Source organism: Anaerotignum sp., assembly GCF_040307045.1.
In the GTDB taxonomy this organism is placed as follows: domain Bacteria; phylum Bacillota; class Clostridia; order Lachnospirales; family Anaerotignaceae; genus Chakrabartyella.
Map to the genome: position 1 here is coordinate 39379 of NZ_JAWRKF010000002.1, position 16583 is coordinate 55961.

General features: G+C 38.9%; 14 protein-coding genes. 6 read left to right on the forward strand and 8 right to left on the reverse strand.

Annotation, left to right across the window (positions count from 1 at the left end; translation table 11 throughout):
* Window positions 1-250: 250 nt before the first annotated feature.
* The 3 genes from ABVZ64_RS00220 to ABVZ64_RS00230 are packed head-to-tail and all read left to right on the forward strand — an operon-like array spanning window position 251 to window position 3144.
* A complete protein-coding gene (locus ABVZ64_RS00220) occupies window positions 251-1543 on the forward strand; it encodes a bifunctional folylpolyglutamate synthase/dihydrofolate synthase (protein WP_352399045.1) in 1293 nt (430 codons plus the stop codon).
* 15 nt (window positions 1544-1558) lie between these two features.
* Complete coding sequence (locus ABVZ64_RS00225) at window positions 1559-1711, forward strand: hypothetical protein (protein ID WP_352399046.1); 153 nt, start codon at window positions 1559-1561, stop codon at window positions 1709-1711.
* Window positions 1712-1728: 17 nt separating this feature from the next.
* Entirely contained in the window at window positions 1729-3144 is a 1416-nt protein-coding gene (locus ABVZ64_RS00230) for a tetratricopeptide repeat protein (protein ID WP_352399047.1), read from the forward strand.
* A 129-nt stretch (window positions 3145-3273) separates the two neighbouring features.
* Here ABVZ64_RS00230 and ABVZ64_RS00235 read toward each other — a convergent pair whose 3' ends face one another.
* From ABVZ64_RS00235 to ABVZ64_RS00260, 6 genes are all read right to left on the reverse strand, one after another.
* Window positions 3274-3876: a DedA family protein gene (locus ABVZ64_RS00235; RefSeq protein WP_352399048.1), complete on the reverse strand. Its 603-nt coding sequence runs from the start codon at window positions 3874-3876 to the stop codon at window positions 3274-3276.
* A gap of 246 nt (window positions 3877-4122) precedes the next feature.
* Window positions 4123-5127, reverse strand: a complete 1005-nt coding sequence (locus ABVZ64_RS00240; protein WP_352399049.1) for a DUF2156 domain-containing protein — start codon at window positions 5125-5127, stop codon at window positions 4123-4125.
* A 16-nt stretch (window positions 5128-5143) separates the two neighbouring features.
* Window positions 5144-6247, reverse strand: a complete 1104-nt coding sequence (locus ABVZ64_RS00245; protein WP_352399050.1) for a GNAT family N-acetyltransferase — start codon at window positions 6245-6247, stop codon at window positions 5144-5146.
* Window positions 6248-6331: 84 nt separating this feature from the next.
* Window positions 6332-6889 carry an NUDIX hydrolase gene (locus ABVZ64_RS00250; RefSeq protein WP_352399051.1) on the reverse strand — a complete coding sequence of 186 codons (558 nt, stop codon included), beginning with the start codon at window positions 6887-6889 and terminating at the stop codon, window positions 6332-6334.
* Window positions 6886-7941, reverse strand: a complete 1056-nt coding sequence (gene mutY / locus ABVZ64_RS00255; protein WP_352399052.1) for an A/G-specific adenine glycosylase — start codon at window positions 7939-7941, stop codon at window positions 6886-6888. Before mutY ends, ABVZ64_RS00250 begins: the two co-directional genes overlap by 4 nt.
* Before the next feature lie 219 nt (window positions 7942-8160).
* Window positions 8161-8784 carry a formate/nitrite transporter family protein gene (locus ABVZ64_RS00260; RefSeq protein WP_352399053.1) on the reverse strand — a complete coding sequence of 208 codons (624 nt, stop codon included), beginning with the start codon at window positions 8782-8784 and terminating at the stop codon, window positions 8161-8163.
* Between the two features lie 191 nt (window positions 8785-8975).
* Between ABVZ64_RS00260 and dsdA the strand changes: the two genes are divergently transcribed.
* Complete coding sequence (dsdA, locus tag ABVZ64_RS00265) at window positions 8976-10310, forward strand: D-serine ammonia-lyase (RefSeq protein WP_352399054.1); 1335 nt, start codon at window positions 8976-8978, stop codon at window positions 10308-10310.
* Between the two features lie 271 nt (window positions 10311-10581).
* On the opposite strand, the gene ABVZ64_RS00270 is transcribed toward dsdA, so the two are convergent.
* Window positions 10582-11838, reverse strand: coding sequence for a diaminopimelate decarboxylase family protein (locus tag ABVZ64_RS00270; protein ID WP_352399055.1), 1257 nt, complete (start codon window positions 11836-11838; stop codon window positions 10582-10584).
* Window positions 11839-12039: 201 nt separating this feature from the next.
* Between ABVZ64_RS00270 and ABVZ64_RS00275 the strand changes: the two genes are divergently transcribed.
* Complete coding sequence (locus ABVZ64_RS00275) at window positions 12040-13623, forward strand: ATP-binding protein (RefSeq protein ID WP_352399056.1); 1584 nt, start codon at window positions 12040-12042, stop codon at window positions 13621-13623.
* Window positions 13592-14287, forward strand: a complete 696-nt coding sequence (locus tag ABVZ64_RS00280; protein WP_352399057.1) for a response regulator — start codon at window positions 13592-13594, stop codon at window positions 14285-14287. The genes ABVZ64_RS00275 and ABVZ64_RS00280 overlap by 32 nt, the downstream gene beginning before the upstream one ends.
* A 236-nt stretch (window positions 14288-14523) precedes the next feature.
* On the opposite strand, the gene ABVZ64_RS00285 is transcribed toward ABVZ64_RS00280, so the two are convergent.
* Complete coding sequence (locus tag ABVZ64_RS00285; RefSeq protein ID WP_352399058.1) at window positions 14524-15741, reverse strand: AfsR/SARP family transcriptional regulator; 1218 nt, start codon at window positions 15739-15741, stop codon at window positions 14524-14526.
* Window positions 15742-16583: the final 842 nt, after the last annotated feature.

Genomic DNA, 16583 nt, shown 5'->3' on the forward strand with positions numbered 1-16583 from the left:
TTTTCTTAATAATCTTGCAGAAAGCAACATTCTTGATATAATAGATACAGCATTTGATAAAAAATTTTTCGTCAAAGGCTATTGGTATTTTTGCTTCTAAAAAATCACTAGACTTAGAATTAACCTCAAATTACTTTGAATGCAACCAAAATTTAATTTTGATGAGAGGCATCCTTTTATTGCATCAAATTGTCTCTCTAAAAAATATGAATTTTGGTTTCTTTGCATATGGAAAGATTGGAGAACAAAAATGAATTATGAAGAAAGCATCTTTTATTTGGAAGAAGAAATTGGTTTTGCCTCCTGCCCTGGGCTAGAGCGCATCACCCAGCTGATGGAAAAGCTCGGAAACCCAGAGAAACAATTAAAAACTGTTCATATTGCCGGCACGAATGGAAAAGGCTCTGCAACGGCAATGCTCTCCTCCATACTACAGGAGGGAGGATACCGAACGGCCGCTTACACCTCACCTCACCTTGAAAAATACAACGAACGTTTTCTCATCAACGGTAAAGAAATAAGTGACGAGGCCTTTTCACGCGTCATTACCAAAACAAAGAATGCCTGTAAGGAATTGGTTAAAGAAGGCAAGGATGCCCCCACCCTATTTGAAGTGATTACAGGTGCCGCATTCCTTTATTTTGCCGAGGAAAATGTTGACATAGCCATTATGGAGGTTGGCCTAGGTGGTAGGTTTGACGCAACAAATATTATTGAAAACCCAGTTTTAAGTATCATTATGTCCATCAGCTTGGATCACGCGGAATTTCTAGGGGACACCATTGAGCAAATAGCATTGGAAAAGTCTGGTATCATTAAGAAAAGTTGTCCTGTGGTGTTGTATTCTCAGGAAGAATTAGTATATAATATTGTTAAGAACAGGGCAGAAGCTTTACAGGCTCCTTTTTATTGCCAGAAAGAGGCAGCAATCAAAGTTTCCTCTCAGACTTTGGAAGGAACTATTTTTGATGTAAACACACCTACCTTTGTATATAATAACCTGTTTTTACCTTTATTAGGCATTCATCAAGTACAAAACTGCGTTACAGTGTTAGCCGCCTGTGAAATTTTGAAAGAAAAGGGCTTTCCTTTAACCAAAAATCAAATTTGCAGTGGTATTTCCAACACTTTTTGGGCAGGCAGAATGGAAATCTGCAGAACAAGCCCCTTAGTCATGCTGGATGGCGCCCATAATGTGGATGGAATTCGCCGTTTGGCTGAAAGTGTACGAAATTATTTTGAAAACAGAAAAATCACCCTAGTTTTAGGCGTTTTGGGGGATAAAGAATATGAGCAAATGGCAGAACTGATTTTGCCCTTTGCCAATCAAGTTGTTTTAACAGAACCCCATAGTCAGCGCAAGCTGGACGCTAACAAACTGGCCAATATTGTATTTCGCAAGGAGTTACCTTTCTATATCGAACCTGAAATTGAAAATGCATATCAAAAAGCATTGCAAATCACCCCAGAAACTGATATTATTTTGTGTTGCGGTTCCCTTTATATGATTGGTGCTCTGCGTTCCTATATACTGTCCATTTAACAAGGAGGTTTCATTATGTTCAATTTTAAAGATGAACTTGCAAGATATCAACCTATCCTCGAGCTAGACCAAATTGAAGAAGCATTACAACCCAATCAATTAAAGGACTTAGTTGATATACTTGAGCATATTGCAAAAGATAAAAAAATCGATGCTTCCCAGGAATAAGCAAAGGAGCGATGAAAATGAGATGCCCGAATTGTGGATTTAACTTTTCCCAAGGCTTCCTCTGCCCTAAGTGCGGAATTGATACCTTTGTTTTCCTTAAAACCAGAAACTTGTCCATCCGTTTGTATAACGAAGCATTGGAAATGGCTAAGGAAATGGATCTTTCCGGCGCAGCAGAAAAATTGGAGCAAAGCCTTCTTTTTGATAAAAATAATACCCAAGCCCGAAATTTATTAGGGCTTATTTATTGCGAAACCGGTAGAATTGCAGATGCTTTAAAACACTGGATTTTTAGCACCTCCATCGCAAAAGAGAATAACCCGGCAGTTGGCTATATGGACTTTTTGCAAAAAAACGGCCGAGAAATGGAAAAATACAATGACGCTGTGGTGATGTATAATCAGGCGCTTCTCTATCTAAATCATGGTAGTGACGATATGGCTATTATTCAGCTTAAAAAAGCTATCGATAGCAACCCTAACTTTATCGAGGCCTATAACCTCTTAATCCTTTGTTGCATTGAAGAAAATAATCATAAACGAGCCCAGCACTTTATTGATATTGTGCTGAAAAAAGATAAGAAAAATCCAAAAGCATTAAAGTACGCAAACAGTATCAGCGCTGGCACTGCCAACGGTATTCGCAAAAAGGCGCAACGCCCCACAGATGCGAAAGAAGATGCCTTGCAAAAAACCGTTTCCATAAAAAAAACGGACAGTGCCCCTCCCATCCCTAGATACAAAAGGAAAGAAAAGAAAATTGGTGTCTTAGAAAAAAGAGATCTCATCTCTTTCCTGGTTGGTATTTGTTCAGCTGCCATTGTTATTTTGGTTCTCATCATGCCCGCCATTAACGAAGTCAAGGATAAAACCATCCTTGACCTTCAGACAAAGGTGGATAGCTATGCAGGGGAAACCAAAATGACCCCAGACGAAGTTTTGAAAATGAGAACAGAACTGGAAACATTACAAGGAGAAAACAAACGCCTTCGCAGCGAGGAAACAAAGCAAGCCAACCTTGAATTACTTCAAACGGCTGTATCTCAAATGACTGATAACGATTTTGAAACCTGTGTTGCCACCTTAGAACGTATCGATACAATGGGCTTTAGCGAGGAAGACATTGCCAAATACAACACAGTGAAGGCAACAGCCTATCCAAAGGCTGCCGATAGCCTCTACACCAAGGGAAAGAGCGAATTTTTAAGTAACAATTTTGCTGATGCAAAGGTTAGCTTAGAAAGTGCACTAAAGTATACTTCGAACGAAAACTTCATTGATGATGCCTATTTCTATCTAGCAAAGATAGCAGAAAAAGAGGAAGACCTAGAAAAGGCAAAAACTTATTATCAAAAGGTTGTTAGCGAATATCCCGATTCTAACCAGCTAGCCAATGCAGAAAATGCTTTGAGTCAGTTGGCTGAGCAACCTTAAGTGAAAACCAACTCACTACGCAGCAAAAAAGACTGGGTTGCGAACCCCCTCTTTTGAGGAAAGTCATTCAATGATATTTCATCAAAAAGCACCGCAGAAAAGATGGCTACGGTGCTTTTTTCTTTATATTTAATGCCTTTTGCTGCGGGATCGGTTTCTAACCATGACAAAAACAAAAACAACTAGGCACACCCCTGCGGATATCTGCCACTGATATAAATTCAAAAATTCCTTGCAAACATCCCAATGGCTACCCAAAAAATATCCCGCACTAATTAAAGCAGTATTCCATATAAAGACGCCAATTGCCGTATAAATCATAAATGGTGCTGCCGACATCTTTGCCAACCCAGCAGGAAAAGAGATATATGTACGGGCAATAGGAAAAAGCCTGGCAAAAAATACCGATTCTTTTCCATATTTTTCAAAAATACTTTGTGCTTTTCCTACACCAAGGGCAATGCTTTCAAACCGACAAGCCAGCTTTTCAAACATTCTGCCTCCAAGCCTACCTATCAAATAGCAGGCTGTTGTGCCAATCATACCCCCAAAAGTTGCAATTAATATGGTGTAAAACAAACTATACCCATTCAACGCTACCACATATCCAATAAATGGAAGTAAGATTTCACTGGAAACGGGGAAACATCCATATTCTAAAGCGGTTGCAACGAAAATCCCCCCCGCTCCCAATTCTAAAACCAATTGCTTGATTGCCTCTATTATGCTCATTTCTCTTCACCTCCTTTTTTAAGATATGTAAAAAGAAAGAGGATTAAGACAAACAAATTTCCCTTGCTCCCCACTACATTTCCTTTCAGTCTTTTTGAATAAAAGCAAAATCACCCTTCAACGGCATTAGAAAATTCTTATGGGTCCTTTCATTTCACATTCCTAATTCTTGCAAACCTTATCCCTTTTATCAAAGGTAAATCCCCATAAAAAAACAGCACCACAAATGGGTGCTGCTAAAGTCTATCATTCCTGACCCCAAATTCCCTTTGCTTGGGAAAGGTCCCTTGGGCTAAACATATATTTTTCGATCATCTTGACTGGGTAATACGCACGTTTCGCTTTACGCATTCCCTCAATACCCATATCTTCCTCCCGATTGACTAATGCAACATCCATACATTCATTTTTAATGTACTGTTGATTAATCATAGGATATACACCTTCATAAGAGGCATCTGCCTTTTCAATATGCACCAGCTGCATATTGGGTTGCAATCTCTCCCCAAGGGTGAATGCAACAAGCTTACCATCCACAAAGAGGGCACCACCAACCAATCCCAGCTCATCCATATTGTTAAGAGCCAATAATACCGATGCTCTTTCTTCCATATATTCTGCACTTGCTTCTTCCTTATCTTCAATCCACTGGTCGTAAAGAGCAACGCAGTCATCAATCATGGATGAATCTAATTTTTGATATTCAAAATCGGGGTAAAGGGAAAGGAATTTATTAATATGATTCCTTTTTCCGTGGAGCTTTTTCCCTTTCAATGTTTCTAGTTTTTCCCGTTCATAGACATAATCCCACGCTATATCTGTTGGTAAAATAAACAACTCTGGACAAGCCTTTTGCATCATCTCATAAAAAGGAGAGGATACAGAGCGGAACGTAGGCTCAACCCCAAGCTTCCTCATATAATCTATGGCATCATATACAGCTTTACGGTAATTTACCTGCACACCAGCCTTAGGAATCGGTGCCCAAAAATAAACGGGAACTCGTTTGAAGTCTAATTTAATGTAAAGCACGTCATCCTTTTCTGCATACTCCATTTTCCCATCGGTACCCCAAATGAATAGGTTCGTGAAGGACAGGTCAGAACATTCTGCACCCCAAGGCTTTGTATAACTTTCAATCAAAGGCTTTTTATCTAAAGTAAAGGGTTTGAATTGAAACACTGAATTTGTGTCTTTTATTTGATTTTTATTTTCTATATCATTTTTATTCATACACTGCGTCTCTGGCATAAGATTGCCTCCAATTTTAATATTCATCTATAATATAACATTTACATTTTGGTAATGCCCCATTTATATAGTCAAATCCATCTTGACTATAGATTGTGACAAATTGACTTACCTCATCCAATGAAACATAACCCATTAAAACACCCAAAAAATGTCCTGCTGCTATCTTTATCGCTGCTTGACCTTGGGCTTTCTTTCCATCAAAGCTAAAAATACCATTGTTTTCAGATACCATTTCATCAAAAACTTCAACTTTGTATGGACAATGTATTTCTAATTTTTTTAATATTCCACTTATATTGCAAACACCAGCCACGCCTTTTTGCTGAAGTGTTTTTTTTCCAAACTTAGGTGCAATCTCCAAATCAGGGGGTAACTTAATGGCAACTTCCCTGCCATTGGCAGCTGCAACGATTTCTTCCAATAATTTATTGTAATAGCCTTCCTTTGCCACGGCCTCCGGGCAAACCAGCTTGTTTTCCATTAGGTAAACAAAGGCATAGCCTTGTATTTCATCCTCTTTTAAAACAATGCATTTGCCGCCGTCTGAGGCATAATCATCACCTTTTCGCAAAAATTCGGCTTTTGTACGTTTTAAGGCACCGCTATACTTCTCAGCAATATTTCTTTCATAAATGGGAAATAATTCCTCCCATTGTGTGTGATGGAAATAATGAACTTCTTTTTGTACTCCCCCACCGCTTTTGCCCTGAATATATACAGCATCAGCCACGGGGAAATGCCCATAGGCAAAATAGCTTTCTAAAACCGCAGGGGTATGTACTGCTAACAGCACACCCTTATTACTCAGTAGGTTCATTTCTTTCGTAAAAATCCTACGCATATACCCCTTTTTTCTATGATCAGGGTGGGTTGAAACACCACAAAGCATGGCACCTGGTAAATCTTTACCCCGAACGCCTATTGTATATGGCACTGCTTGCATGGCACTAACTATTTCTCCATATTTTTCCAAACATACAGACCAGTTGGGGACAAACCTTTTTTGGAACAACCAGTTGCAAAAACTATCGCTATCTCCAAAACAGATTTGCCAAAGGCGATAAAAGCCTTCTACATCTTCGTTTTTTGCTATTCTAACAGTTTCATTGTTATCCATAGTTCGCTTCACCCAATTCTTATGGAATTAACATCTCATACTATTGTACTAAGGAAATGAAAAAAAATCAATTGATAATAATTATCAATAAATAATTTTTTTGATAATTTTTTTGTATACCTTTACAAATTCCTGTTCCTGACAGTAGTTACTAATTTCATCAATAGGTATCCATGCCACAGCGGAATTTTCATCTTCCTTAATGATTAATTTTTCATTTTCTGATGCTTTGAATGCATAGGTGGCGTTGACATGGAGATGATTTGGAACATATTCTCCTTTTTTATAATGCCCTGCTACCAGAAGAATATCTAATGAAACAATTTCTTCTGTAATAGGTATGGCTGCGAAAACCCCCGTCTCTTCCTGCAATTCCTTTTTGGCAACACAAAGTAAGTCTGCCTCACCATCTGCATGGCCACCAACACAAGCCCATGTGCCAAAAATATTATGCCTCACCATTAAAACCTTATCTTTTTTTTCATTAAAAACCATAGCCGTTGCGGTAGCATGGACAAGTTGAGAAGTACGGAATAAAATATTCTCGCCTTTTTGCTCCAATAGCTCCAAAATGATTTGTCTTTCCTTGCCCTCTTCCATAGTATACGGCTGATAGGTCCCAACTGATTGTAAAATATTCATTTTATTTCTTCCTCCAAAGTTTCACAGCCCTCTTGCCAAATTTTTTTAAAAGCTGAGGGTAAGGCATATTCTTTCTCTATTTGATGTCTATCGAGCCACAAAAACGTATGACCTTCCTTTTCCTTAACTGCAACAAAATAGCAATCCATATGCCATTCGATATGGGTAAAAATATGCTTTTGGCCTTTCATCCTTTTTATTTCACCGTTGATAATGCCCCAATCCCGAAGGGCAACTGGCACTGCTTTTTCCCTATCACAATTGGGCAACTGCCATAAGGCAGAAAGAAGCCCTTTTTCACCCCGCTTGCTAATGGCAATGTTGCCTTGATCCACCAAAAAGAAAACCGAAAGGTATTCCTTAGTTCGTTGCTTTTTCGGGCTTTTCACTGGGTATTGCAAAACCACATTTTTTTTGTAAGCTTGACAATGCTCCCTCACGGGGCAACCCTGGCATTTTGGCATTCCATTGGGCAAGCAAACTGTGGCCCCAAGCTCCATCAGTGCCTGGGTAAAGGTTCCCTCCTCACCCTTTGGCATTACCGATGTAAGTTCTTCCTCCCAGGCTGTTTTTGTGGCGGGCAAAGTAATGTCTCTGGGATCTGCTGCCAAGCGTGACATAACCCGAAGTACATTGCCATCCACGGCAGCATGGGGCAAAGAAAAAGCAATGGATGCAATGGCCCCTGCCGTATAAGGGCCTATTCCCTTCAGCTTACGCAAGGCAAAATAGTCGGCAGGCAGATTTCCTCCATATTCTCCTACCACTGTTTGTGCAGCCTTTTGCAGGTTTCTTACCCGGCTATAATAACCCAACCCCTCCCATAACTTCAAAATCGTTTCTTCATCGGCATTCGCCAAGGCTTCAATGGTTGGTAAAGTATGGATAAAACGCTGGAAGTAGGGTTTGACCGCCTCCACCCTGGTTTGTTGTAGCATGATTTCCGATAGCCAAATATGATAGGGATTTTTCGTTTTACGCCAAGGTAAATCCCTTGCATTCGATTGATACCAAAGTATTAGTTTATTTATGATTTCATTATATTCGTACATAAAGGCTCCTTAATTTTAACTAAAATAAACAATTAAAATATTAAACTATATTTGAAAAGTAAAGTGTTAAAAAGATTAACCTTTACTTATATCATTTCCTTTCACGCAAAGTCTATTGTTCTTTCTATCATTAGGCCTTTGGCAAAATATATCCTATCTATAAATTAATAAAAATAAAAGCCCTTTCTAGTATTCACTTGGAAAGAGCATCTATCTATCTTATCTTAAACGAAAGAGCTTTAAATATGCGGGAATCAGCAATCCACCCAAACTGTTCCCTATTGTGGTAATTATAATAGAAACTACCGTATGAGCATCCCATGCATTTGCTAGGCTAAAATAAAACATATTCGCAATTACGTGTTCAAATCCACTTAGAATAAAAACCATTACGGGGACAAAAATGGCAATACATTTCAGCATGGACCCTTGCATATTTCGGTAAAGATCTACTGCGATAAACATCAACAAGCCACAAAGAATTGCCAAGAAAAAAATGCTCAACAACGAATCACCAAGTTTTAGTGCTGAAATCCCTGCTACTTTTTCAGAGATACCTGTATAAAGCCTTGTATGTCGAATCATCCAAGCCAATATGTATGTTCCAATCAAATTGCCCAACCAGGTAATGCCAAGTTCAATGAAATAAACCGACTTTTCAAAAATAAGATAACCGATTTTCCCCGTAAAAAGCTGCAACTGAAAACCAACGATAGTAAATAGCCCAATGGCAAATAACGAACTACCAACAATGGGGTTTTCCAAGGAAAGAAAAGCAGTACCGCCAATGCCAACCAACATACCCGCAATTACCCCAGAAACCAGCTGCCTTACCCTTTCCATGCCCTCTTTCCCCCTTTAAAATAATAGGTTTAGTATACTATAAATAAAAAATCTATGCAATATATAGTAAGAAAAATAAGGTTTCAACTAAATGTAGACCCTCTTGCAGACTTTCATGCAATATGATAGGATGAAAGGATAAATATGGGTTATCTTTAGCAAAAACAAACAATACACTGGAGGGAATATGCATGAAACAAGAACTGTGGAACCAAATTCAGTGCAAAAACTTATTAAAAAAAGTTGGCGAAGGCAAAGAAGTGGTGTGGATCAATGAAAACTTAGAGACTGCCGCAAAGGGGCTTTCTAAAATCAACCTATCTATCAAAGATATTGATGAAGCGGAAGCACGTTTGGCTCGTTTCGCACCTTTTATTTTAAAAGTGTTTCCCGAAACTGCTGCAGAAAATGGCTTGATTGAATCTGAACTGAAAGAAATTGCAACCATGAAGACAAAGTTGGAAGAAGAATATGCCACCACCATTCCTGGAAGACTTTTCTTGAAACAGGATAGCCACCTTGCTATTTCCGGCTCCATCAAAGCCAGAGGCGGAATTTATGAAGTACTGAAACACGCAGAAGACTTGGCACTGGAACACGGCCTACTCAAAGAAAGTGACGATTATAGTATCTTTGCCTCTGACCAGTTCAAAACATTCTTTCGGAAATTTAAAATCCAAGTTGGATCTACCGGCAACCTTGGCATGAGCATTGGCATTATGAGTGCAGCTCTAGGGTTTCATGTCATTGTTCATATGTCTGCCGATGCAAAGAAGTGGAAAAAAGACCTCCTACGCAAACGAGGCGCGGAAGTGATAGAATATGAAGATGACTATAGCAAGGCCGTTGAAGTTGGACGTGAAAACTCCGATGCAGACCCAACAAGCTACTTCGTAGATGATGAAAACTCTGTCACCCTATTTTTAGGTTATGCCGTTGCTGCCAACCGAATCAAAAAGCAATTTGAAGCACAAGGCATCCTAATTGATGATGACCATCCCCTGTTTGTATATATTCCTTGTGGCGTAGGCGGGGCACCAGGTGGCGTTGCATTTGGCTTAAAGCAACTATTTGGTGATACTGTTCATGTATTTTTTGTAGAACCGACCCAAGCACCTTGTATGCTGGTAGGCATGGCTTCCGGCTTGCAAAACCACGTTTGCGTCCAAGACTTTGGTCTAAGCGGGCAAACCCACGCTGATGGTCTGGCTGTTGGCCGACCCTCCGGCTTTGTTGGTCAGGTGATGACTCCCCTGTTATCCGGCATTCTAACTTTGGAAGATTATCATATCTACGACTTGATGCGAGACATTCTAAATACCGAAGATATCTTCTTAGAGCCTTCTGCCTGTGCATCTTTCTGGGGGCCAATCCAGCTCATGAAAGATGAGGAAAGCAAATGTTATATCAAAAAAATGGGATTAACTGAGAAAATGGGCAACGCAATTCATGTGCCTTGGGCAACAGGGGGCAGCTTAGTTCCCCAAGAAATTCGTGACGAATATATGCACACATACTTGAAATAGAATTACCATATCATTTTCATTTGAATTTTAGAATTTAGGGCTTATCCTCTTGTAAAAGAGGATAAGCCCTTTTGATTGACCAAAAATCCCCAATTATTCAAGACCTCAAACCCATTCAGCCTCTCTATTTGTTCAAGCATTTTTTTAAAAACCAGGCTTAATGGATCGTATTTTTGCTTTAGATAGATAAAAATTCACTTCAAAAAAGGTCTAAATAAAAAAGCGGCAACCACCCATGTAGTTACCGCAAAACTTCAAATTTGAATATAGATTACTTTTTGAAAAGCCCTGTAAAATCAAATGTGGCAAAATAATCTTCAGGCGTTTCTGCTCGCCGCATCAACGCCACTTCCCCATTTTCTTTTAAAAGAAGTTCAGCAGAGCGTAATTTGCCGTTATAGTTGTATCCCATGGAATGGCCATGAGCACCCGTATCATGGATATAAACAATGTCGCCGATTTCAATTTCCGGCAGCATACGGTCCACAGCAAACTTATCGTTGTTTTCACAAAGGCCACCTACCACATCATAAGTGTGGTCACAGGGTTTATCCTCTTTCCCCAAAATTGTAAGATGATGATAGGCACCATACATTGCAGGACGCATTAAGTTTGCCGCACAAGCGTCTAAACCAACATACTCTTTATAGATATGTTTTGCATGAATGGCAGTTGCAATCAGGCTTCCGTAGGGTGCCAACATATAACGTCCCATTTCGGTGAAAATGGCTACGTCACCCATGCCTTCCGGCTCCAAAATTTCTTCATAAGCCAGTCTAACACCTTCGCCAATTGTCATAATGTCGCAGGGAGTTTCGTCGGGGCCATATGGAACACCAACGCCACCAGAAAGATTGATAAAGGCAATATGAATATCTAATTCTTTTTTTAATTCGACAGCCAACTCAAATAAAATCTTTGCGAGCATTGGATAGTAGGTATTGGAGCTGGTACTGCTGGCTAAGAAAGAGTGAATACCAAAGTGTTTCGCACCCTTTTGTTTTAAAATGCGAAAAGCCTCCTTCATTTGGTCTTTTGTCATACCATATTTGGCGTCGCCTGGGTTGTCCATAATTTCGTTGGCAACCTGAAAAACGCCACCAGGATTGTATCTGCAACAAACAGTTTCGGGTATTTCAGCTAATTTTTCAAAAAAAGCAATATGGGTAAAATCGTCAAAATTAATAATGGAACCCAACTCACTTGCCAAAACAAAATCTTCAGCAGGAGTCATATTGGACGAAAACATAATATCTTCACCAGCAAAACCAACGGCTTCGGCCATTTTCAACTCTGTATAGGATGAGCAATCTGCACCGCAGCCTTCTTCTTTTAAAACCTGCAAGATGCCTGGGGTGGGCGTTGCCTTAACTGCAAAGTATTCTTTAAACCCTTTGTTCCAAGAAAAAGCACGATTCACCAAGCGAGCATTTTCACGTATCCCTTTTTCATCATAAAGATGAAAAGGCGTTGGGTATTGTTCTATTATTTTTTTTGCCTGTTCTAAAGAAACAAATGGTGTTTTCATTTGTAATATACTCCTTTTTAGATAAAATTTTTCTTAGATAAAATTTGTTATCAATTATAACAAACAATCCTTTGCTTTGCAATGATACCGCTCAGAATTTTGTAAAAAACATTTTTATAGATTTCCATACAAAGCATTTCCACTTACTACAAAAGAGTGTATAATAGAGTCGATATACATTTTTTTCTGAGAGGGAGTACAATGAAAGATTTTTTACGACAATTAAAAAGGGTGAAACTTTCACCAAGTGAAATATTATATGACCTATTCAAAACTATTTTAGTTTTCCTTATAGCAACCTCATTTGCCTTGTGTGTCGTTGAAATGAACGTAATTAGCGATAATATCTTTGGGGTATATATGCTTGCTGTTGCAGTAACATCTGTCATAACCAGTGGCTTTATTTGGGGAATCCTTTCCTCTGTGGGAGGGGTTGTAGCCGTTAACTTTTTCTTCACCTACCCATATTTTGCCATCAATTTCTCTATGGCAGGGTATCCCGTAACCTTTGCATTACTACTTTTGATGTCGGTATTAACCAGTGCATTAACCACAAGAGTAAAAAAAGCCGCCATTTTATCTGCCAACCGTGAACGGCGCGCAGAAAATTTGACGGAAATGAGCAACGCCCTTTTATCCGCAAACACCCTGAATAAAATAATGAAAATTACCCTTGATTATTTTTTCGAGTCCAATCAATGCAGTGTGGTTGCATATCTGGGCAATCCCAGTAATCCTCAAATTAAGCTCACAAAAACCATGCAAGCCCAGGATGAGCTGATTTTTGAAAGCCCATTGGAAGTACAAATCGCCATAGATTCATTTGCAAAGAATGAAATCACTGGCATTGTTTTAGAACCAAAAGTACAAAACTGCAAGGGTACTTATATCCCTATTTCCACAGAGACTAAGGTTTATGGTGTGATTGGCCTTTTATTTGAAAAGCCCGATGACGTTTTATTCGATACCTATAAATTCTCAAACATTATGGTTTCGCAAACCATTTTAGCTTTAGAACGACAAGCCATTGAGGAAAAGGCTCAGCTTATTCTTTTGGAGAAAGAAAAAGAAAAAATGCGAAGCAATCTACTTCGGGCTGTTTCTCACGATTTACGCACACCCCTCACCTGCATTTTAGGTGCCAGCACTACCTTACAGGAGAACAAAGATAAACTGGAAGAAGCCATCTTCGACCAATTGCTAAGCGATATTCATCACGATGCTCAATGGTTGATTCATATGGTTGAAAATTTGCTCTCCATTACTAAAATCAGCAGTGAGCATGCAAAAGTTAAAAAACAAGATGAAATTGTGGAAGAAATCGTGGCTGAATCTGTTTCCAGAATACATAAGAGGTTTCCTAATTCCACCATCCATGTATCCGTTCCTGACGAGTTATTAATTGTACCAATGGATGCAACCTTAATTGAGCAAGTTTTGATAAACCTCCTGGAAAATGCCATTCGCCACTCTGGAACCTCACTACCCATAAGGCTAAAAGTTTCCAGAGACGAAAATGAGGCCATCTTTACCGTTACTGACTATGGTAAGGGCATTGACCCCGCCAGACTTTCCACTATTTTTGAAGGTAAAAGCGGGTCTATCTCCGCCGATTCTAACCGCGGCTTAGGCATTGGCCTTTCCATTTGCAAGACAATTATCCTTGCCCACAACGGCAGAATAGCTGCAAAAAATCATTCCTGCGGTGGCGCAAGCTTTACCTTTGTATTACCTATGAAAGGAGATCTTTGTTATGACTATGAAAGCAAAAATACTAATTGTTGAAGATGAAGAACCTATCAGCAACTTTATAGAGACAACATTAAAATCCAACGATTACTCAGTACTTTCTGCAAGAAACGGACAAGAGGCCTTATCAATGATTCCTTCTCATTGCCCTGACTTGGTATTGTTGGATTTAGGTTTGCCGGATGTAGATGGAATCACCATCTTAAAACACCTGAGAACTTGGAGCTCTACCCCTGTGATCGTTGTTTCTGCTCGTGTTGATGAAAGCGATAAAGTGGAGGCCCTAGATATTGGCGCAGACGATTATATCGTCAAGCCGTTTGGTACATCTGAGCTGTTGGCCCGTATTCGTACTGCTATTCGCCACAGCACAAACATCCGCTCTGGTGCATCCGATAGCGTTTTTACTGTGAAAGGGCTGAAAATTGATTTCCCTAAGAGGCTGGTAACCATTGATGGAAATGAAGTTCATCTCACTCAAATCGAATACAAAATTGTATGTCTTTTAGCCAAATCTGCTGGCCGTGTTTTGACATATGACAATATCATCACTGAACTGTGGGGGCCTTATGCATTAAAAGATAACCAGATTCTAAGGGTAAATATGGCAAACATCCGCCGAAAGTTGGAAAAAAATCCTGCCGCCCCTGAATATATTTTTACGGAAGTTGGGGTTGGATACCGTATGGTGGAAGAATAATCAGCCCAACGAAAATTTACACCATATCTGTCCATCACCTTTATTCAATAAAACGAAGCATCTGCACTTTTCCTTTGGCAGATGCTTCGTTTTATTAAATGGTGTAATAGGTATTTTGTTTTCATGTTTATTATATTTTTGAGGAATTTCACCTATCATCGTTTATATTGAAATATTATTTGATCTAATTCGAAAAGAAGGATATATAATGTATTCACTTTATGTCCATACTTTTTTCAGCCTTCCATCAAGCGATCCGTCTTTGGTGAAATCTCTTGGGTGGAATACTTTAGTATGATGGAGATATTTGGGAATTCTTTACGATATATTTTTAGAAGTCTTTGGGCAACCATATTGGCTGAATCACTTGTTGTATAGGGTAATAAAATTAAGTATTGGTTTACGCTATATCTCGTGAAAACGTCCCCACTACGAATATTAAATTGAATCGTCGTCTTCAAGGCATCCATAGCTCTATTCAAAACTCTACGGGAAGGAATGCCCACAGTGTTTCTGTCTACAACGGATATTAAGCACAAAAATGACGTATCCCCAGTTCTACCAATACTTCTTGACTCCAAGCGATAAACAAGTTTAAAAAATTCGTACTCGCAAAAAACACATCCAATATTTTCTTTACATTCATCCAATTTATTTTTAATCACGCTTAAGTTCAATTCAGGAGTTTTGATGGTTTTAACCACATCTTTGTATAAAGCCAAAAGCTCCTCCGAAGGGGTTACTCCCAACTCTCTCATGAACAATTCCGTCACATGATGGTACAAATCCAGTGCCTTTTCCAGATGGCCTGTACAGATTAAAACCTGAATTAGGTAAATATACAATTGTTCTTCATAAGGCTCAAAAAGTATGGCCTTCTGACAAACTGAAGAAAGCTGTTCAAACTTTTTGTGCTCATAAAGGATTTTTGCCAAATCCAATACCACACGATTATATAGGGTACGATAATAATTGGAGATTGGGATAACCCAAGGCTCTGAAGCTTTTTTATTTAAAAAATGACCCTGATATAAGTTTTCTGCTTGCAATAGCAATGCAATTCTTCTTGCATCGTCCTCCGTCTCCAAATCACTTTCGTAAATCAGCCTTTGGAATTCATCAACGTCAGTCACACAGTTAAAATCTTGGTTCCAACCATAAGCACCATTTCGATATAATATCATGCGTCTACTGTCTTCAAAATCCAAGTCTTCCAACGTAGTACGTACTCGGTGCATTAAAACCTTCAAAGTGTTAATGGGGTCTCGGGAGTTACTATCTGACCAGAGCAATTCTATTAACTCATCCTGGGAGACAAAACGCTTTCTATGAACAATAATATACTCCAACAAAGTCCATACCTTTTTAGAACGGTTGGATTGGTCGGATATTACGCTTTCCCCATGCTCAATTGTAAACTCTCCAAACATTGTTACTCTAAATTCCTCATTCACTGGCCTCATCCTTTTCTTTCTCACACAAAGCGGAAATGATTTCACGCCCAAATTTACTTGATTCAATTTTATATATACTTTATGGTCAGCTTAAATATAAAACCCACCCATTAAAAACGTGCTTTATCGTTGTTTTTACGCTACCCCTTATTTCTCACTCCCCAAAATAAGAAAGGTGGTGAGAAACAATGTCGTGTCGTTAGATTGTTTTTCCTTCTGCTATCATGCACTAAAGTCCTTTCACAACAAAACGATAATCCCTTCTTTCACCAACGGTGCAAGGAAAGAGGGTTTAAATTTTATCTGCAACAGTTGGCATATATTGGCTAGAAATGATGCTAGACTCTTTTATAGGCCTAAGTATCTCCTCTATTTCTTCTTTGTTTTAGAAAAAATGTCATAAGTGGGATTCAAAACAAGGGCTGCATACACAGATAAGATTTATATTCCAATTGTCCCTCTGGCATATTCATTTTTTTGTTCATCAGCAAAGCTTTCCTCTTGGAAATCCATCAGACTCCCTAACATTTCCTTATCTTTGATATAGTACCTATTAAAAAATGCTATGGGATTTGGATTAATTCATAGTATTCTCTTGCTCTAGAAAGATACTATCGACGGATGAACTTTGGTTGTCATAAGTATAATTTAAAATAATAATCAATGTTCCTTCTCTAAAAGCAAAGGCTAATGGAATCAAGTTCCAGTAACGGGAATCCGTGAAAAATATCAGGCTAATCCTGTGCAATTGATGAAAATTAACTGCCTACTAGCATCTGACAAACCATTACCTTCCTCCCCTGAAATAGTATCGCTTTTCGCTGGTTTAAATTGATTCACCC

Bases quoted from the DNA above. Each gene is read 5' to 3' on its own strand.
- mutY (WP_352399052.1), bottom strand. From the start codon at position 7,941: ATGTACGAATATAATGAAATCATAAATAAACTAATACTTTGGTATCAA.
- ABVZ64_RS00245 (WP_352399050.1), bottom strand. From the start codon at position 6,247: ATGGATAACAATGAAACTGTTAGAATAGCAAAAAACGAAGATGTAGAA.
- ABVZ64_RS00280 (WP_352399057.1), top strand. From the start codon at position 13,592: ATGACTATGAAAGCAAAAATACTAATTGTTGAAGATGAAGAACCTATC.
- ABVZ64_RS00250 (WP_352399051.1), bottom strand. From the start codon at position 6,889: ATGAATATTTTACAATCAGTTGGGACCTATCAGCCGTATACTATGGAA.
- ABVZ64_RS00275 (WP_352399056.1), top strand. From the start codon at position 12,040: ATGAAAGATTTTTTACGACAATTAAAAAGGGTGAAACTTTCACCAAGT.
- ABVZ64_RS00220 (WP_352399045.1), top strand. From the start codon at position 251: ATGAATTATGAAGAAAGCATCTTTTATTTGGAAGAAGAAATTGGTTTT.
- ABVZ64_RS00225 (WP_352399046.1), top strand. From the start codon at position 1,559: ATGTTCAATTTTAAAGATGAACTTGCAAGATATCAACCTATCCTCGAG.
- ABVZ64_RS00230 (WP_352399047.1), top strand. From the start codon at position 1,729: ATGAGATGCCCGAATTGTGGATTTAACTTTTCCCAAGGCTTCCTCTGC.
- ABVZ64_RS00240 (WP_352399049.1), bottom strand. From the start codon at position 5,127: ATGCCAGAGACGCAGTGTATGAATAAAAATGATATAGAAAATAAAAAT.
- ABVZ64_RS00235 (WP_352399048.1), bottom strand. From the start codon at position 3,876: ATGAGCATAATAGAGGCAATCAAGCAATTGGTTTTAGAATTGGGAGCG.
- dsdA (WP_352399054.1), top strand. From the start codon at position 8,976: ATGAAACAAGAACTGTGGAACCAAATTCAGTGCAAAAACTTATTAAAA.
- ABVZ64_RS00270 (WP_352399055.1), bottom strand. From the start codon at position 11,838: ATGAAAACACCATTTGTTTCTTTAGAACAGGCAAAAAAAATAATAGAA.
- ABVZ64_RS00260 (WP_352399053.1), bottom strand. From the start codon at position 8,784: ATGGAAAGGGTAAGGCAGCTGGTTTCTGGGGTAATTGCGGGTATGTTG.